The sequence below is a fragment of the Pontibacter mangrovi genome, from assembly GCF_006385705.1.
Lineage (GTDB): Bacteria > Bacteroidota > Bacteroidia > Cytophagales > Hymenobacteraceae > Pontibacter > Pontibacter mangrovi.
This window is the reverse complement of the sequence record NZ_VFRQ01000003.1, coordinates 385526-402141: the sequence shown is the minus strand read 5'-3', so window position 1 is coordinate 402141 and position 16616 is coordinate 385526. Positions and strand designations below refer to the sequence as shown.

Annotated in this window: 22 protein-coding genes; all 22 read left to right on the top strand. The window is 55.2% G+C overall.

Annotated features, from left to right (window positions below; translation table 11 throughout):
- Window position 1: 1 nt before the first annotated feature.
- The 22 genes from FJM65_RS08040 (at window position 2) to FJM65_RS07935 (ending at window position 16609) form a co-directional block, all read left to right on the top strand.
- Window positions 2–1228: an ATP-binding protein gene (locus tag FJM65_RS08040; protein WP_140620983.1), complete on the top strand. Its 1227-nt coding sequence runs from the start codon at window positions 2–4 to the stop codon at window positions 1226–1228.
- Window positions 1225–2442 carry an ATP-dependent DNA helicase gene (locus FJM65_RS08035; protein WP_140620982.1) on the top strand — a complete coding sequence of 406 codons (1218 nt, stop codon included), beginning with the start codon at window positions 1225–1227 and terminating at the stop codon, window positions 2440–2442. Before FJM65_RS08040 ends, FJM65_RS08035 begins: the two co-directional genes overlap by 4 nt.
- Window positions 2443–2444: 2 nt before the next feature.
- A complete protein-coding gene (locus tag FJM65_RS21630) occupies window positions 2445–2576 on the top strand; it encodes a hypothetical protein (protein WP_262710936.1) in 132 nt (43 codons plus the stop codon).
- A 9-nt stretch (window positions 2577–2585) separates the two neighbouring features.
- Window positions 2586–3980 carry a DEAD/DEAH box helicase gene (locus tag FJM65_RS08030; protein ID WP_140620981.1) on the top strand — a complete coding sequence of 465 codons (1395 nt, stop codon included), beginning with the start codon at window positions 2586–2588 and terminating at the stop codon, window positions 3978–3980.
- Between the two features lie 102 nt (window positions 3981–4082).
- The gene (locus FJM65_RS08025; protein ID WP_140620980.1) at window positions 4083–4415 is read left to right on the top strand and encodes a hypothetical protein; all 333 of its coding nucleotides are present in this window, start codon (window positions 4083–4085) and stop codon (window positions 4413–4415) included.
- Window positions 4416–4562: 147 nt separating this feature from the next.
- Entirely contained in the window at window positions 4563–4808 is a 246-nt protein-coding gene (locus FJM65_RS08015) for a hypothetical protein (protein ID WP_140620978.1), read from the top strand.
- Between the two features lie 5 nt (window positions 4809–4813).
- The gene (locus FJM65_RS08010; RefSeq protein ID WP_140620977.1) at window positions 4814–4999 is read left to right on the top strand and encodes a hypothetical protein; all 186 of its coding nucleotides are present in this window, start codon (window positions 4814–4816) and stop codon (window positions 4997–4999) included.
- Window positions 5000–5358: 359 nt separating this feature from the next.
- Window positions 5359–5496: a hypothetical protein gene (locus FJM65_RS21210; RefSeq protein ID WP_181163671.1), complete on the top strand. Its 138-nt coding sequence runs from the start codon at window positions 5359–5361 to the stop codon at window positions 5494–5496.
- 44 nt (window positions 5497–5540) lie between these two features.
- Window positions 5541–7955 carry a BT4734/BF3469 family protein gene (locus tag FJM65_RS08005; protein ID WP_140620976.1) on the top strand — a complete coding sequence of 805 codons (2415 nt, stop codon included), beginning with the start codon at window positions 5541–5543 and terminating at the stop codon, window positions 7953–7955.
- 151 nt (window positions 7956–8106) lie between these two features.
- The gene (locus FJM65_RS08000) at window positions 8107–8457 is read left to right on the top strand and encodes a hypothetical protein (protein WP_140620975.1); all 351 of its coding nucleotides are present in this window, start codon (window positions 8107–8109) and stop codon (window positions 8455–8457) included.
- A 73-nt stretch (window positions 8458–8530) separates the two neighbouring features.
- Complete coding sequence (locus FJM65_RS07995) at window positions 8531–8869, top strand: VRR-NUC domain-containing protein (protein WP_181163670.1); 339 nt, start codon at window positions 8531–8533, stop codon at window positions 8867–8869.
- A 4-nt stretch (window positions 8870–8873) separates the two neighbouring features.
- Window positions 8874–9101: a hypothetical protein gene (locus FJM65_RS07990; protein WP_140620973.1), complete on the top strand. Its 228-nt coding sequence runs from the start codon at window positions 8874–8876 to the stop codon at window positions 9099–9101.
- Window positions 9102–9150: 49 nt separating this feature from the next.
- Complete coding sequence (locus FJM65_RS07985; protein ID WP_140620972.1) at window positions 9151–9909, top strand: terminase small subunit; 759 nt, start codon at window positions 9151–9153, stop codon at window positions 9907–9909.
- A gap of 1 nt (window position 9910) precedes the next feature.
- Complete coding sequence (locus FJM65_RS07980; protein WP_140620971.1) at window positions 9911–11071, top strand: PBSX family phage terminase large subunit; 1161 nt, start codon at window positions 9911–9913, stop codon at window positions 11069–11071.
- A 274-nt stretch (window positions 11072–11345) separates the two neighbouring features.
- Window positions 11346–12047: a hypothetical protein gene (locus FJM65_RS07970; RefSeq protein WP_140620969.1), complete on the top strand. Its 702-nt coding sequence runs from the start codon at window positions 11346–11348 to the stop codon at window positions 12045–12047.
- 71 nt (window positions 12048–12118) lie between these two features.
- A complete protein-coding gene (locus FJM65_RS07965; RefSeq protein ID WP_140620968.1) occupies window positions 12119–12571 on the top strand; it encodes a hypothetical protein in 453 nt (150 codons plus the stop codon).
- The gene (locus tag FJM65_RS07960) at window positions 12571–13515 is read left to right on the top strand and encodes a DUF5011 domain-containing protein (protein WP_140620967.1); all 945 of its coding nucleotides are present in this window, start codon (window positions 12571–12573) and stop codon (window positions 13513–13515) included. The genes FJM65_RS07965 and FJM65_RS07960 overlap by 1 nt, the downstream gene beginning before the upstream one ends.
- Entirely contained in the window at window positions 13515–14306 is a 792-nt protein-coding gene (locus FJM65_RS07955; protein ID WP_140620966.1) for a hypothetical protein, read from the top strand. Before FJM65_RS07960 ends, FJM65_RS07955 begins: the two co-directional genes overlap by 1 nt.
- A complete protein-coding gene (locus tag FJM65_RS07950; protein ID WP_140620965.1) occupies window positions 14303–15610 on the top strand; it encodes a hypothetical protein in 1308 nt (435 codons plus the stop codon). Before FJM65_RS07955 ends, FJM65_RS07950 begins: the two co-directional genes overlap by 4 nt.
- On the top strand, window positions 15607–15900 hold the full coding sequence (locus FJM65_RS07945) for a hypothetical protein (protein ID WP_140620964.1): 294 nt from the start codon (window positions 15607–15609) through the stop codon (window positions 15898–15900). Before FJM65_RS07950 ends, FJM65_RS07945 begins: the two co-directional genes overlap by 4 nt.
- Window positions 15897–16085 (top strand): hypothetical protein, encoded by a 189-nt coding sequence (locus tag FJM65_RS07940; protein ID WP_140620963.1) that lies wholly within the window; start codon window positions 15897–15899, stop codon window positions 16083–16085. The genes FJM65_RS07945 and FJM65_RS07940 overlap by 4 nt, the downstream gene beginning before the upstream one ends.
- Window positions 16082–16609, top strand: a complete 528-nt coding sequence (locus FJM65_RS07935; protein ID WP_140620962.1) for a hypothetical protein — start codon at window positions 16082–16084, stop codon at window positions 16607–16609. Before FJM65_RS07940 ends, FJM65_RS07935 begins: the two co-directional genes overlap by 4 nt.
- Window positions 16610–16616 lie beyond the last annotated feature (7 nt).

The following is a 16616-nucleotide window of genomic DNA, read 5'->3' as shown; positions in this document are numbered from 1 at the left end:
CATGAAAGTAGAGCATATCGAAATAAAGAACTTCAAGGCCATTGAGGCCGAGAGCATCACCACCAATGGCCGCAACGTGTACGTGGTGGGCAGCAACGGAGCCGGCAAGAGCTCCTTCATCGATGCCGTGTTTAAGATCCTCACCGGCAAAGACCTGCCGGGCAAGCTCACCCGCGACGGTGCCCCAAAGGGAGCCGTGAAGTTGGACCTTGGCGAGCTGGTGGTGGAGGCGGACTTCAACGCCAAAAAGGAGAAGGTGCAACTCACGGTTAGCTCTCCGGATGGCGCTGTTTACAAGACGCCACGCACCATGCTGGATGAGAAGGTGGGCGTGATCGACTTCGACCTGAACGCCTTCTTTGCCTTGACCCCAAAGAAGAAGGTGGACTTCATCAAGCAGATTTCCGGCATTGACTTCTCCGACCTGGATGAGCGCTACAAGGAACTGTTCGACGAGCGCACCTTCATCAACCGCAAGGTAAAGGAGCTGGCCGCCATCTGCGACAACTCTCTAGTGAAGAGCTCAGCGAAGGAGAAGATAGACCTGGCAGCCATTCAGCAGAAGCTGGAGCAGGCCCAGGTTTACAATCAGAAGCATGCAGAAGTGGTAACCCGCCAGCAACAGCGCGTGGAGCGCTACTCTGCTCTACAGCAACAGATAGAGGCATTGCAAAAGGAACAGTCAGAAGTTGCTGCCTTATGTGATCAAGCATCTGCATGGCTGGGGCAAAACCAAGCTCTAGACACGGCACCGATAAAAGCCGAGTTTGACTTTGCTATCCAACACAATGCCGAGGTGGATAAGACCGCCGCCGCTGCCGCCAAGCTGGAAGAATACAACCAGGCAGTGGCGCAGCAGGAGCACCTGAACAACGCGCTGGCTGAAGTGGAGCAGGCGAAGAAGGACGCCATCGCTTCGGCACAGCTTCCGGTGCCGGGCCTCACCTTTGACGATACGCAGCTCTACCTGAACGGGCTGCCTTTCGAGCCGAACCAGATCAACACGGCGCAGCTGATCATCGCCGGCCTGCAGATCAACCTGGCGCTCATGAAGGAGGTGCGTATCGCCCGTTTCGACGGTTCGCTACTGGATAACAAGAGCCTGGCAGAGGTGGAGGCATGGGCCGCGGCCAACGACCTGCAGCTGTTCGTGGAGATGGTGAGCCGTGACGCCAAGGGCATGCAGGTAGTCGTGCAGGAAGCAGCAGGAGAGGAGGTGCTGGCATGAGCGAGCTAATCCAAAATCAGCCAGTAGAGCCGCAGGAGTTAAAGCTATCTAGTAAGCAGGAGTTGTTTCTTGACATGGCCCTTCAGGGCAAAAACATCTTCCTGTCAGGAAAGGCAGGTACAGGCAAAAGCACTGTAACCAAACTGGCTATAGAGAAGCTTCAAAAGGATGGCCGTAAAGTAGTGGCTATTGCCCCGACTGGCATTGCCGCCAACAACGTGGGCGGGCAGACAATTCACTCCCTGTTTAACATCCCGCCTTTTGGGGTAATGGACTTTGAGAGCTGCAACTTCGTGAGAAGTGAAAAGCGCGTTTTGTTTGACGCCATTGATACCATCTTCATAGATGAAGTCTCTATGCTGCGCCCAGACGTTCTGGATGCCATCCATTGGACACTGCGCAAGAATGGATGCAAAGGGCTATCACAAAAGCAGGTGATCTTTGTGGGCGACCTCAAGCAACTACCGCCAATTCTTAACGACACCACAAAGGCGCGGCTATACGAGTCCTATAAGGGGCACACGTTTTCCGATGCGCTCATCTTTGAAAAGCTAACCCCAGAAATAATCGAGCTGGATGAGATTCTAAGGCAGTCCGACAATGACTTTATCAATGCGCTGAACCTATGCCGTGAGGGGATTAAGACGGAGTACTTTCGTCAGTTCGTGGCAGACGCCCCTAACACAGGCGTCATACTAGCCCCACACAATGCCACGGTGCAAGCTTATAATAAGGCTAGCCTTGCTGCCCTGCCATCAAAGCAGCTGGTGTTCCATGCCAAGATTGAAGGCAAGCTAAAAGCGGATGATTTCAATCTTGAAGCCATCGTCGAAGTAAAGGACGGCGCTAAGGTGATGTACCTCTGCAACAGCAAGGATGCCCCGCTTTTCAATGGATGCTTGGGTGATTTTGTAGTTAAGGATGATCTGAACTTCATACGGGTTGGCGAGGTGGAGTACCCTCTGGAGCCGGTGAAATTCACAAAGAAAGAATACGTCTTCAACAAAACACTTGACAAGCTGGAACTGCAGGAGGTTGGTAGCATTGAGCAGATCCCTATAAAGCTGGCCTACGCAATGTCCATTCATAAAAGCCAGGGACTGACATTCGATGAGGTGACTGTGGATCTAAAGAAACCATGCTTTCAGGCAGGCCAGATGTATGTAGCTCTTTCAAGGGTGCGAAAGCCAGAGGGGCTGCGAATACTTATTTAGCCATGCTCAGAGAGTACCCACCCCGCTACGAACTGTGGGAGTTTATTGCCTCCCTGACTTACGATCAGGTGCAGCACGAGTACACGGGGGCAGACGTAGCCTGCCCTCCCTTATCCAAACCGAATCCCCTTTAGCCTTTATCTATGAACGGAATACCATCCTTACGAGACTACCAGACCGAGGCCATCGAGCAGCTGCGTGACGGCTTCCGCTCCGGCCACCGCGCCGAGATCCTGGTGCTGCCCACCGGTGCCGGAAAAACCACGGTAGCCTCCGCCTTCATCCACTCTGCCGTGGAGAAGGGCAGCCGTGTGCTGTTCCTGGCGCACCGCAAGGAGCTGGTGGAGCAGGCCAAAGACAGGCTGCACTCCTTCGGCATCAGACCCGGTGTGATCATGGCCGGCTGGAAGCAGCGCCAAAATATGTCTGTGAACGTGGCCTCGATCCAGACACTGTTGCGCCGCGAGCTCCCGCCCGCTCAGGTGGTGGTGGTGGATGAGTGCCACCACTCCATCAGCAAAAGCTTTAAGACACTGCTGGACCAGTACGCGGCCCAGGGTGCCGCCATCATTGGCCTGACCGCCACCCCTTACCGCCTCGACGGCAAAGGGCTGGGCGACATCTACTCCAATATCGTGGCGCCGATCAGCCTGGCGGACCTTACCGAGCGGGGTTTCCTGGTGCCTGCCCGCTACGTGGGCAGCAAGATGGATATGAGCGGCGTGGACCTTACGGGCGGCGATTACAACGTGCACCAGATGCACGACCGCTTCGATAAGAAAGAGCTGTATGCAGGAGTGGTGGAGCACTACAACCAATTCGCTTCCGGCACAAAGACGATTGTGTTTAACGTGGACGTGAAGCACTCGGAGACCATGCGCGACACCTTCATCTCTGCCGGCATACCTGCCGCCCACGTGGACGGTGAGACATCGCCGCTGGAGCGCTCCAAGATACTGGCAGCCTTTAAGGAGGGAAAGTTCCAGGTGCTTTGCAACGTGAACATACTGACGGAGGGCTTTGACCTTCCGGCCATCGAGACGGTGATCCTGAACCGCGCCACCAAGTCCAAGTCGCTTTACCTGCAGATGGTGGGCAGGGGGCTCCGGCCGGCACCAGGCAAAAGCCACTGCACGGTGATCGATCAGGGCGGCAACGTGTGGGAGCATGGGCCGGTGGACCTGGAGGAGGAATACACTTTGGAGACGGTAAAGAAGAAAAAGCTGCAGCAGGCAGCCCCAGTGAAATGCTGCCCTTCCTGCTTCTTCATCCAGCACGTGGGCGCCCGAGAGTGCCGCGAGTGTGGCCACACCTTCACGCTGCACGTCACCGAGCGGGAGCTGCCCAAGGCCGTGTTCGAGGAGCTCAACGACTTCCTGCCCAAGGCCGCCAAGGTGAAGATCCCGCTGCCGGATCACTTGCGCAAGTCCTGGACAGATATGACCGAGGAGGAACTGAAGGAGGTGGCGGAGATTAGAGGCTATAAGCCGGGCTGGGTGTACATGCAGCTCAAGCGGAAAGGGGAGGTGGCGGCATGAGCTGTGTCAGAATAATCCCTCCAGCGTGGGCCATCGCCCCAGAGGCTCAGATGATAGGATTTAGAAATAAGTGTACAACGATAACCTAATATTTAAACAACCATGAAAAACGGAGTAGAATTAATCGCAGCAGAGCGCCAGCGCCAAATTGAGCAAGAAGGCTGGACACCAGAACACGATGCAGAGCATGACAGCGAAGAACTAGTGCACGCAGCGAAGTGCTACGCTTCAGCGGCAATTGCTAATACCTACAGTAAAAGGAACGTCACCTACGCTGGCTACAGGCCGGGAGAAAAAGCACCGAATCAGTGGCCATGGCAGGGGAGTTGGTGGAAGCCATCCGCTGATCCAATCAGAAATTTAGTAAAGGCTGGTGCTTTAATAGCCGCAGAAATAGACAGGTTAAACAGAATAAAGCAAAATGAAAGCAGGTGATAGAGTGAAGCTAATTGGTGAAGGCTACCTAAAAGGAAGGGTTGTCTCTGTATTAGGCAAGAATGTCACGATAAAATTAGACAACGGCAAAACATGCACTCGCAAGAACTACCGCTTACTACAATTACCTAATCTAAAGTTAAAATCATGGAAAAGACCTTAAATGATGACGAATTAGGCGAAACCCTAAACGCCCTCCATACAGCTATTCTTAACTATGATAAAGAGATCACAGAAAAGGAAGAGCAAGCAAAATCAGATGAGCTTGACCTGGACGCTTTCAGCAACCTGCAACAGTCTATCCTTACCAGGAAGGAAATGAGAAAAGCAGCACGCTCTGCATTCAAGAAATTGAACGGGTGTGAAGAAGTCGTAATTCACTCATCAAACTAATATTTATGAAAGTCCACTTAGAGCATAAATCGCACGAAACTTTTATACCTGAGCATGAAAAAGAGCGCAGGCGCAAAGCTGGTGAAAAGATGGCTGCTTGTGGGTACACCCGCAAGAACACCACCACCAAAAAAGAAGAAGTCACTTGCTTCTACTGCTTACAGGTAATGTCACTACCCAACTTTAACTAATAAATAAAATGAGGAAATCCAGTAACCTAAGTTTTGCAAGGTGGCTTTGCAAGGTTCGCTACTGTTTGCGCTACATTAACGCGATAACCAAAGAGACGAAGTTAGACGCTAAAAGCTGGCGACTACTTTATGATGATAACCTGACACCAACACAGGCGATTGATGATAATATGGAAATAAAATACAGTTGGCCTTATAGTATCTAAAACCTAATGGATTTATGAAACCAAAAATCCCAAAGCGCTTAAAGCTGCGACCTGTTGAGAGAAAGATAGTCAGCATGTTCCAAATCCTGACTAAAGAACAGGTGGAGGCCAACAGGTGTAAGGCATACGCTTATATAGTTTAATCAATAAACAATGATACGAATCCTGATAAGACTCCGGCAGTGGTGGTGCAGGCATAAAGAGGTTGACCTGGTCAACATTTACTACTCTGACCGCCATGTGCACATGAAGTGCCAGAACTGCCACAAAGAAGTTAACGCTTATTTCTAACCCAGCACCAGCAGGTGCGCCAAACCCACCCTTATACAGAAATCATGGTAAGCTTATACCCTAACATACATATCACCACCAACGGCGCCGAGGTAGACCTGCTGGCGGTGTTCGACGGCATCCGCACCGGTCGCTGGCGTGAGCAGGTGGAGCACGTGCGCGCCTCCGAAACCGACACCGAGAAGCGCAAGCGTAAAAAGAAACTGCCCTACTTCACGGTATCAGGCACCTTCACCAAGCGCGAAGAGAAAGGACTGCAGCAGCACTCAGGGCTGGTGTGCATCGACATCGACCACGACCTCTCCATGCGGGAGGAGATCGGCGCAGATCCTTACACTTACGCTATGTTCGTGAGCACGGGCGGTGATGGCCTGGCAGTGATCGTACGCATCCCCACGGACAACCACAACGCCAGCTACAAAGCCCTCAAACGCTATTATGAGGAGACGTATGGCATCAGCTCCATCGATTCGCTGCCAGACGTCTCACGGCCCCGCTTCGTGTCTTACGACCCGGAGATCTTCATCAATGCCGAGAGCCAGGTATTTACTCAGCAGCTGGCAGAGCCGGAGTTCAAGCCCGCCTCGCGCCCGCAGGTCCAGTACCCGGCACCCACCAAGCCGGCCAGCCATGGCCAGGCGGCGCTGCAGACCGCCGTGCGCAAGATCCTGGAGGCCCCGGCCGGTGACAAGCACCACACCCGCAAGCGCATGTCCTACCTGTGCGGCGGCTATGTAGCCACTGGGTTGCTATCCGAGTACGAGGCGCAGGAGGCGCTGGAGGAGGCGGTGCGGCAAACCTCGCCTTCCTCTGCCTGGAAGGATGCCTTCAGCACTATCCGCTCCGGCCTGAAGAAGGGGCAGGAGAAGCCGATCCTGCCCGAGCCGCTGGAGTACAAGGTGTACAACAGCAGGAAAATCGGGGAGCCGCAGGAATACGTTGCCACCACTTTAGCTACTGCCAGCGGCGGTAACGCTGAGGCTATTGCCAAAGTGGTGGCCGAGATCTACGCAGAGAAAGAGGAGGTGATCGAAGCCTTCTGGAGCGTGACCTATGAAGAGAAGAAAGACAAGCATAACTTATTCCTTTCGCTAGAGATGTACACGAAGTTTCTGGAAGCGGCAGGCTTCCGTAAGTACCGCCAGGGCAAAGCCTGCTCAGTGGTGCGCGTTACCAACAACATCGTGCAGGAGGTGACGCGCGACCAGGTGAAGTCCTTTGTAATGGGCTACCTCACGGAGCTACCCTTCGCCTTTGACAATATCTTCCGCCCGCACCTGATCAACGAGATCATGACGCAGCGCCGCAACTTCTTTGACGAGGGCATGATGGAGTTCCTGGTGGAGTTGCCGGATAACTTTGTGCGCGACACCAAGCACAGTGCCTTCTTCTTCTTTCAGAACTGTTTTGTGGAGGTGACCAAAGCGGGGCCGGAGGTGAAAGAATACCACGACCTTCATGGTTACATCTGGGAACAGCAGGTACTCCCACGGGAGTTCAACCTTATCGCTCAGGATGAAATATCTGAAGGTGACTTCAGTCAGTTCCTCTACAACATCTCCGGAGGCGATGACAAACGCATGCTCATGCTGATGACAGCAATGGGTTACCTACTACACGGTTACAAATCGCCAAGCAACCCGCGCATCATCATTCTGGTGGATGAGGCCGTGAGCGAGGATCCGCAAGGCGGCACCGGCAAGGGGCTGGTGTTCCAGGCGCTAGGGCACATGCTTCCCGTGGAGCCGCTGGACGGCAAGCTCTTCGACTTCCGTGATAAGTTCGCTTTTCAAGGAGTGACGGACGCCACGCGCCTGGTGGTGTTCGAAGACTGGGACGGCAAGCGCCTACCATTCGACAAGCTTTTCAACATGGCCACCACCATGCTCAAGATCAACCGCCTCTACCAGGGGCAAGTGACGATACCCTACGACCGCGCGCCAAAATTCGGTATTACCTCCAATGACATGGTGGGCGGTGAAGGTGATAGCCATGCCCGCCGTAAGCTGGAGATTGAGATCGCGCCGCACTACTCGAAAGACTATAAGCCAAGCGATGAGTTCGGCCACGACTTCTTCACTGACTGGACACTGACCCAGTGGGGATACTTCGATAACCTCATGATTGAGTGCTGCCGCGCATTCCTCTCCCACGGGCTGCAGGAGGCGAAGCCAATCAACCTCAACCGCCGCAAGCTGCTGCAGGTGACCAACGCCGATTTTGTGGAGTTCTGCGACAGCCTGGAGACAGGAAAGCAATACTATAAGCACGAGCTATGGGCTGATTTTCGCGCCGCTCATTCCCTGAGCGAGAGCGACTTCAAATTGGACAAGTTTAGCAAGTGGCTCAATCATTATATCCGCTACGAAAAGCTGAAAACTGAACAAGGGCAAACCCGCGAAGCCGGGCCTTATGCCGGTAAAAGATGGATAGAGATCATCAAGCGAAACAACGATTAGAACAGGTGCACAGGTTTATTTCTTATAGTTATACCTTTTCTTTATTATTAGCTTTTTCGAATATGCGATATATTGGAATAAGTCAATAACAAGGATATAAGGGTAAGGTATAGAGATAAACCTGTTCACCTGTTACAAAAAACATAAACCCATGGCAAAGAGATTAGCAAACAAGAGCGCTTTAGAATTGGAAAATCATCTGTATGAATGTGTCAAGAGTTTAAGGATTACCCAGGAAGCCCACAAGGAGAGTGGTTACCACCGCTCCTGGATCACGCCTATCCTGAACGAATCTGCCGCGGTAGACCGGTGCCTGCAGCACTTCCCACTCAGACCCGAAGCCGGCAGCCTCCCAGCATTGGTCCGGGACATGCGCAAAGCAGAAACTGAGTTCTTTAAAGTCAGGCGTCATCCCAAATCAAGTCCAACCTACAAAGATCGCTTTGCCAACATGGAATCCGCCAGGGCACTGGTTGATAAGTATCTTAAACAATTACCCTAACCCTACACCCTTATATCCTTTTAGCCAAATGCAAAAATCTATTACCCAGCCCCCTAAACAATCCGAAGCCCAGTTGCAATCACGTTGCGTGGTCTGGTTCAAGAACAACTTCCGCGACCTGCGCAACCTCTACTACTGCAACAAGAACGATGGCAACAAGCACAAGATCGCCGGCTCCCTCGACATGGCCATGGGCATCACCCCCGGCATACCCGACACCTTCCTGGCGGTTCCGAGACCAGAGCACGGCTACTGGGGCCTCTACATCGAGTTCAAGACGCTCACCGGAAAAGAGTCCCCCGCCCAGAAGATCGTAGCCGCCCAGCTCCGCGAGCAAGGGTACCGCGTCGAGGTCGTGCGCACCGAGGAGCAGTTCCGCCAGCTCATCGAGGGGTACCTGAGCCTGCAGTAAGCCTATGCAGCTATCCCTGTTCCCCGACCTGGTGCCGCCCGCCAAGTTGGTCAAGCGCCACACCTACACCATGGCGGAGGTACGCACGGTCAAAGCCGACTATACCGAAGGCTGGCTAAAAGGACCCCAGATGGCCCGCAAGCTCGGGGTGCCCTACCCGGCCTTCAAAGCCTTCGTCAAACGCAACCCCCAACTCAAAAAAGGCTACCACACCAAGCCCGACAGCAAGTAAAGTGCCCTTTCCGAAACCCCTCGGAAGGGGCTTTTTATTTTCGGGCATTATGGCAGACAAACTCAAGAAACTGACAGCAAGGGAGCAGCGCTTCGTGGAGGAGTACTGCATCGACTGCAATGCTACACAAGCCGCTATTCGTGCCGGCTACAGTAAGAAAGGCGCTAAGGTGCAGGGGCACCGCTTGCTAACCAATGCTAACTTGAGGCCCCACATCGACGCGCGCCTGAAGGAGCTGAGCCTGGCGGCCGCCGAGGTGACCAAGCTCACCGCCGACATCGCCCAGGGCAACCTGGCCGACTACTTCACGGTGACAGAGGTGGAGGAGACCCCGCGCATCCGCAAGCCACTTGGCGAGGTGATCGACAGCATCCAGGCGGAGATTGAGTTCGAGGAGGAGTACGCCCAGCGCGCCGGCTACAGCGAGGAGGAGATGAAGACCCACGATGCCGCCCAGGCCCGCCGCCGCCGGCAGATCATTCGCCACCAGCTGGAGCTGGAGCGTGACCCGCGTGCCACCGGCTTTGTGCAGGGGCCGCCGCAGAAGGTAAAGCGCGCGGAGCTGGACATGGTCAGGCTGGTGGAGGACAAGGAGCGCGGCATCATCAAGTCGGTGAAGCCGGGCGAGTTCGGGCTATCGGTGGAGATGTACGCCCGCGATGCGGCCCTCGACAAGCTGGCAAAGATGCACGGGCTCTATGAGAAGGACAATGAGCAGAGCAAGGCCACGGCGGTCATTCAGACAGAGGTGAAGATCATCCCTTCTACAAAGAAAATAGCCACCGACGAAAAGGATGTAGAGCTGTAGCATGTTCGAGACATCGGCGTTATACAAGGCGAATTATGAGGCCACTGCGCAGGTGGTGGTAAACCAGGGCGGCACCAGTTCTGGTAAAACCTATTGCATCCTGCAGGCGCTGTTCACCAAGCTCTCCGAATTCCCGAAGCGCAAGATATGCACTGTGGTGGGGCAGGACATCCCAAACCTAAAGGCCGGGGCGCTCCGTGATGCGTTGGAGATCTACGATACCTCCGAGACAGTGCAGCGCCTGATTAAGAGCTACAATAAATCAGACAGGATATTCAACTTCCATAATGGCTGCATCATGGAGTTTAAGTCCTACGATGGACCTCAGGACGCCAAGTCGGGTAAGCGCGACTTCCTGTTCATGAATGAAGCCAACGGTATACCCTACTTAGTTTGGAAGGAGCTTTTCCTGCGCACCAGGATACAGAGCTACATCGACTACAACCCGAACGCCGAGTTCTGGGTGCATGAGCACCTGATCGGGAAGCCTCATGTCTTGCGTCTTATCTCAGACCACCGAGACAACCCCTTCCTTTCAGACATGCAGCGCGCCACTATTGAGTCGCTCCGCGATGAAGATGAGGAGCTGTGGCGCGTGTACGCCCGCGGGCTCACCGGCAAGATCGAGGGGCTAATCTACCGCAACTGGGTGCTGGTGGATGAGATCCCGGAAGGGGCCAAACACCTGGGCACCGGCATGGACTTCGGCTTTACCAACGACCCCACCGGCGTGGTGGATGTGTATGAGCAGAACGGCGAGCTTTGGCTGGATGAGCTGGTATACGAGACTGGCCTGACGAACCAGGACATCGGGCAACGCCTGGACAAGCTGAGCTTTGACCGCAGCCGCTGGATCATCGCCGACTCGGCCGAGCCTAAGAGTATCGAGGAGATCAAGCGCCTGCGCTTCAAGATCGAGGGAGCCAAGAAAGGGCCGGACTCAGTGAACAATGGTATTGACATACTCAAGCGCTACCGCCTGAACGTTACCCGCCGCAGCGTGAACCTGCGCAAGGAACTCAACAACTATAAGTGGAAGGTGGATAAGAAAACAGGCAAAGGACTGAACGAACCCATCGACGCCTTCAACCACTTGCTGGACCCGCTCCGCTACGTGGCCCTCAACAAGATCGGCGCGAAGCGAAGCTGGGGCTGGGCATAGACTATACTTAACCTACATACACAATGGCACGAAGATCAATCCTCAAGGGTATTAACACCGATGGCTTTCCAACCAAAATGTACATCACCACCTTCACCTGCAGAGGCGAGAAGTTAACGAGCGTGGTACGCGTAACGCTTGTTCCAGAAGACCATGTTTACCTATATTCCACATCTCTAAAGGTTTATAAGGGGCGCCGCCTCCTGATGGAAACAATGGGCTTCAGGTCCGACACTCTTGCGCTAATCAACACAATCTCCAAAACAGCAGAAGTATGAAAACCATCACCCTGACCGACAACGAAGGCACCCGCATCGAGGGCGCCATTCCCGAGGGCTGGCACGAGGTGCCGCTCTCTGCCTTCATCAACTACCACCAGCTCATGAGCGGCAAGCCTGCGCCCCTGGCGGCGGTCGTGGCGGCCTCCTGCCTCACCGGCCTACCGACAGAGGCGGTGCAGTCCGATGTGTCGCTGGCGCCACTTATTCTGCGCCAGATGCCCTGGCTCTCCGAGCTACCCCAGCCAGAGCCAATGCTCAGCTTCAAACACGGGAAGAAAACCTACGAGCACGTGGGCAACCTGGAGCGGATAGACGCCGCCCAGTTCGAGGCGCTGCTCTCCTTCCTGGAGGCCGCCGAGGGCAACCCCATCGCGGCGGCCCCGAACCTGTTGGCGGTGCTCTGCCGTGAGAAGGGTAAAGCGCAGACCGCCGAGAGTGTGGCCGCCGCCGCCGAGGCCTTTGCCTCGCTGCCGATGGACAAAGCCTGGGGCGCGGTTGCTTTTTTTTTGACCAGCTCGCAACCATACGCCGGGCGCATCCGCTCACTTTCCCAAGCCCAAGAGGAGGCGGAGAAGGCACTGAAGGCACTGGATCAGCTGGTGGCGCAACGTTTACCGAAGCGCTCATCGCGCATAGCCGCGCGGTTGGTGAGAGCATATACACGCTCCGCACGCGCAATGCTGCGGAAGTCCTAGAGGATATGGAGTGGGAGCGGAAAAATAATGCCCGCCCCCACCAAGATTCCGCCCTTCTGCATTAGTGGAGTATGCAGACACCCGAAGACTACATACAGGAGCTGGCCTCTCGCTTCACCGACCTCAAGCACGTGGGCTTCGGCTACGGCGACGAGCAGGGCGAGGGCGGCCACTCGGCCTACCCCCAGCTGTTCCAGGAAGCGGAGATGGAGATCAGGGAGACTAACCCAGGCCTCGACTCCTACAGCGTGGCCTTGCTGCTGCTGGACCTTCCGGCTGAGCAGGGCACCCAGCCCGGCACCCGGGCAGAGAAGGAGATCCTGCAGCGCACTAAGCGCATGGCCGATGCCTTCACAGAGCAGATCAGGCTAGAGGGCGTGCTGATGAGCCTGCGGGTGATGAGCATGCTGAGCCTGGTGGCCTTCAACGACGATGCAGCCTACGGCTGGCGCGTGGAGCTCTCCTTCGAGTACCCCAAGTATGTGGACCGCCAAGACATTCAATCACGATTCACCCCTAGATAATGGCTGGACAGAAAAAGACCGAGGAGGAGTTGTACCTCCAGAATGACGAGACCTTCCGTGATGAGGGCAGCGATGCGTTGAAGCTGAAAGGCAAGATCCGGGCGGCGGAAACCCGCAGCTTCTTTGCCAACATCATCGCCTCGATGAAGGGGGCCTTCACCCTCTCCGGCGCATCTGCCATAGACGATGCCAACCCTCTGGCAGACACCGACAACTTCGGCGTGCAGAAAGAAGACGGCAGCTGGTGGGGGCTTAGCTGGGCGAAGTTGCAGGAGCTGTTAGGCGCTACGGGCGGACAGGCAACTTTGGAAGCGGCAAACAATGCGCTGGCTTTCACCAACCCTTTTGGCCATATCCGAACAGAAGCTTTAACCGGGGCACAGACCTTTACCAAATCAGGCACCACGCTAGGCACTACCATTGTGCAGGCGTACACGGCAGACGGTACTTCTACTTTAACCTTTGACTTTGCCCATACTATCCTGAACTCAGATTTTGAGTCAGGCACGGCACTGGCTCAAGGGGAGTACAAGCTGTTCTTTTCCAATTGGGGGGATGTGGTAGCGGTGTCGGTTACTTCTGTAGGTGCAGGCGTAGAACCAACACCGAACACAGCGCCTGCTATTACGCTCTTAGGGGATAACCCGATGACTTTGACCGTGGGGGATACTTACACTGAGCCGGGGGCAACCGCCACCGATGCGGAAGATGGCGACATCTCAGCAAGCATTGTGATAACCGGCACCGTGGACACCGCCACGGCAGGAACTTACACCAAGTACTACAATGTGACGGACTCACAAGGACTGGCAGCTACGGAGGCTACCAGAACGGTGCAGGTGAACGCAGCGGGTGCAACCCAACTCAACGCGCCGGGCAGTTTCACGGCCACAGCCAGCGGTGACACGCAGATCAATCTTTCATGGACAGACACTAACTCGTAATGGCACAGGAATCAGGCATACTACTAGAGGTATCGGACAATGGCACAAGCGGCTGGACACAGCTTGCCTCCTTACCGGCGGGCACCACCTCCTACCAGCACACCGGCCTGACCCCCGGTGTGGCGAAATACTACCGGGCGAAAGCCTTGGGCAACGGCTCGACCACTACGGATTCAGCTTATACGGCGGTAGTGAGCAATGCCACCTCGGACGGTGCTTTGTTCTCTGACTACTTCGAGGGCGCGGCAGGGGCTGTTGATTCCTCTAAGTGGACACGCCGGGGGGCAAGCTCGCAGGTGACCTTCGCCAAGGACGGAACCGGCAGGCTGAGACTGGAAAGCACCGGAGGCGGCACCGGCACGGCCTACGATGACGCTTTGGTCTCCATCCCGACTTTCGGGGACTGCTACGTGGAGTTCCCGCTGGTGACCTCCGTGCACACGGCTAACGTGTTCTACTTCGGCTTTGAGGTGGATGCCGACAACTACGTGGTACTGTCACGAAAAACAGATGCTGCCACTTATGCTAATGCCCGCTATTTGCAGAAACTGGCAGGTACTACGACTTATACCGACTCCAGCCCTGTCGTTGCGATTGACGGGCGCTGGCGCATCAAACGGCAGGGCAATGTCTTTACCTTCTCCAAGTCAAACGATAACGGGGCCACGTGGCAGGATGTACACAGCCGCACCGCCGCCATAGGCGCAAGCGCTAAAATCATGCTAGGCGTTGCGGCGGCTGGGGACACGCGCCTGCAATTCATGGACTACCTCAAGGTGATGCCACTATGATAAACCTGTTCATGCAGTCACTGGGGCGGGTGACGGTAACACCACCGCCCATCACCTCCTTTACCTACACGTTCCAGAGCGTACTTGCGGACAACTCCTATTCGTGGTGGTGCAAACCATTGGCTACCTATGACCCGGTAACGGGAGATAGCTACTTTACCTCCATTGGATCGGAGAGTACCGGAAAGGGGCCGCACATGCTGCACCGCCTACAGCCTAACGGCACCATTACCAGCGCGCAGCTCCACGGCACCGAGGGGCGCGACGAGCACAACACGGCGGGCCTTTTGATACTGGATGATGCGGTACTGGTGGCCTACACCGGGCACAACATAGACAACATGTGGGTTCGAAGGGTAAGCAAGGATTTATCGGATATTGGCGCCGAACAGGATATTAACGCCAACGGGTTTGATAATAACTCTTACGCACAGCTTTACCGTTCACCGTCCGGCAGAATCCTTTTGTTTACCCGTAAGAACCTGTACCGCTGGGCCGTGGCATGGAGCGACGATAACGGGGTTACATGGAGTAGCGCAGTGGATTTTTTAGCAAAAAACACCACCACCATACCCGATAAACTGTACATGACTGGGCAGATGGACGCATCCGGGATGATACGTTTTGCCGTGTACCACCACCCGACCGGGGCGCTTGATTTGAATGAGATCTACCTCGTGGAGATCGACTCAGTAACGGGCACTGTAACGGATGCGGGCACCAGCTTGGGCAACCTCTATAGTGGCTGGACGGCCAAAACCGTGCATACCCGAACCGTGGTGCTACGGCCTTATACGGGCGGCTCCTTCCGGCTTTTGGACATCACCACCGACAGCACCTATACCTATTTGCTGGTAGCGGATTTTGTGAACGCGGAGAGCGGCAGCGACTACGTGTCGGGAAATTACCGCCACATTAAGGTGAACCGCAGCACAAACGCGGTGGTTTCGGACACCATCATTTGCCCTCATGGCACGGATGTATACAGCTCATATTTCGGCGGGGTGTACTACGTGCAATCCGATAAAGGCGAGTGGAACAACCAGATCACCGTAGCTAGGGAGGAATCAGGTACGTGGTATGTGGAGTTTTGGCGTTGGAGCGGTACTGCATTCGAGAAAACCCACACACTTGACACTTTGCAAACCGGGGCAACGGGCTTATCACTGACCAGGCCGCAGCCCTTTTTGAATGGGCACCTAGCGAATGCACCTCTGTGTATGTACCAGAAAGGTGACTATGACGAGGGATACACCTCATGGGATAATGAGATCATTCTGGTAACACGTCAAACAGCGACATGATGCACCTGCGCCTCTTCCTCTGCTTCCTCACCCTCCGAAAATCCACGCTAACAGAGCGCGACCTGTCAGCCAGTGAACTCGACAGGCTGCGTTCCTACGCGGCGGGCAACTACGACCGGGGTATGCTGCTGGCCTTCGGGCAGGTGCGCGTCGTGGAGGGCTACGTGCTGGATACCTACGACTTCCACCCGCAGCCGTGGACATCGCTTTTGAACGCTTTGCAGAACCTGGCTTGCCTCTACCACAGGCTGGGGTATCCTGGCTACAAAATCAAAATCAAACTGATATGAAACGATTCGCACGCGACTATTTCAAAGATAACTGGCACCGCTTTTTGTGGGTGTTCTGCGCTCTGTTTGCAGCCAAAGGGCTGCACCTGGTCTACTTAGAGGATTGGGGAGGCTGGGCTGGCGTATTCATGGGCGTAGTGGCCCCGGTGGCGCACTTCTGGATTACCTACAGGAGGGCAGCATGAGCGACATCCGCGACATACTGCAGGCCATCGGCGAGGCCATCATACAGCATGCCATCTTCCTGCTGGAGAGCAAGGGCCGATACCCGCTCGACCGCTCCACCTCCCGGCTCCTGAAGTCCTTCCGGGCGGAGGTGAAGCAGGGCCGCAACGCCAAGGGGCAGTTCGAGGGCTTCACACCCAACGCGCAGTTAGAGCTTTACGCGCTGGAGTACTGGAAGTGGGTAGACAGCGGGCGCAAGCCGTTCACAAAAAAAATTCCGCTCCGCTACATCCTCGAGTGGATAAAGCGCAAAAAGATGCGCGGCAGGGTGCGGGCCGGCAAAGGACGTGGGCGCTTCATCACCGATAACCAGCTGGCCTACATGATCCAGAATTCCATTTACAAAAAAGGCATACAGGGTAGGCCGTTTGTGCAGGCCGCCTTTGACGAGGGGCAGCGCCTGGTGGAGCTCTATCTGGACAATCAGTTGCTCGACGACATGACCTACGAATTGGACCGCACATTCAAAGACATTCCGAACTAACCTATAC

Bases quoted from the DNA above. Each gene is read 5' to 3' on its own strand.
- FJM65_RS08040 (WP_140620983.1), top strand. From the start codon at position 2: ATGAAAGTAGAGCATATCGAAATAAAGAACTTCAAGGCCATTGAGGCC.
- FJM65_RS08035 (WP_140620982.1), top strand. From the start codon at position 1,225: ATGAGCGAGCTAATCCAAAATCAGCCAGTAGAGCCGCAGGAGTTAAAG.
- FJM65_RS21630 (WP_262710936.1), top strand. From the start codon at position 2,445: ATGCTCAGAGAGTACCCACCCCGCTACGAACTGTGGGAGTTTATTGCC.
- FJM65_RS08030 (WP_140620981.1), top strand. From the start codon at position 2,586: ATGAACGGAATACCATCCTTACGAGACTACCAGACCGAGGCCATCGAG.
- FJM65_RS08025 (WP_140620980.1), top strand. From the start codon at position 4,083: ATGAAAAACGGAGTAGAATTAATCGCAGCAGAGCGCCAGCGCCAAATT.
- FJM65_RS08015 (WP_140620978.1), top strand. From the start codon at position 4,563: ATGGAAAAGACCTTAAATGATGACGAATTAGGCGAAACCCTAAACGCC.
- FJM65_RS08010 (WP_140620977.1), top strand. From the start codon at position 4,814: ATGAAAGTCCACTTAGAGCATAAATCGCACGAAACTTTTATACCTGAG.
- FJM65_RS21210 (WP_181163671.1), top strand. From the start codon at position 5,359: ATGATACGAATCCTGATAAGACTCCGGCAGTGGTGGTGCAGGCATAAA.
- FJM65_RS08005 (WP_140620976.1), top strand. From the start codon at position 5,541: ATGGTAAGCTTATACCCTAACATACATATCACCACCAACGGCGCCGAG.
- FJM65_RS08000 (WP_140620975.1), top strand. From the start codon at position 8,107: ATGGCAAAGAGATTAGCAAACAAGAGCGCTTTAGAATTGGAAAATCAT.
- FJM65_RS07990 (WP_140620973.1), top strand. From the start codon at position 8,874: ATGCAGCTATCCCTGTTCCCCGACCTGGTGCCGCCCGCCAAGTTGGTC.
- FJM65_RS07985 (WP_140620972.1), top strand. From the start codon at position 9,151: ATGGCAGACAAACTCAAGAAACTGACAGCAAGGGAGCAGCGCTTCGTG.
- FJM65_RS07980 (WP_140620971.1), top strand. From the start codon at position 9,911: ATGTTCGAGACATCGGCGTTATACAAGGCGAATTATGAGGCCACTGCG.
- FJM65_RS07970 (WP_140620969.1), top strand. From the start codon at position 11,346: ATGAAAACCATCACCCTGACCGACAACGAAGGCACCCGCATCGAGGGC.
- FJM65_RS07965 (WP_140620968.1), top strand. From the start codon at position 12,119: ATGCAGACACCCGAAGACTACATACAGGAGCTGGCCTCTCGCTTCACC.
- FJM65_RS07960 (WP_140620967.1), top strand. From the start codon at position 12,571: ATGGCTGGACAGAAAAAGACCGAGGAGGAGTTGTACCTCCAGAATGAC.
- FJM65_RS07955 (WP_140620966.1), top strand. From the start codon at position 13,515: ATGGCACAGGAATCAGGCATACTACTAGAGGTATCGGACAATGGCACA.
- FJM65_RS07950 (WP_140620965.1), top strand. From the start codon at position 14,303: ATGATAAACCTGTTCATGCAGTCACTGGGGCGGGTGACGGTAACACCA.
- FJM65_RS07945 (WP_140620964.1), top strand. From the start codon at position 15,607: ATGATGCACCTGCGCCTCTTCCTCTGCTTCCTCACCCTCCGAAAATCC.
- FJM65_RS07940 (WP_140620963.1), top strand. From the start codon at position 15,897: ATGAAACGATTCGCACGCGACTATTTCAAAGATAACTGGCACCGCTTT.
- FJM65_RS07935 (WP_140620962.1), top strand. From the start codon at position 16,082: ATGAGCGACATCCGCGACATACTGCAGGCCATCGGCGAGGCCATCATA.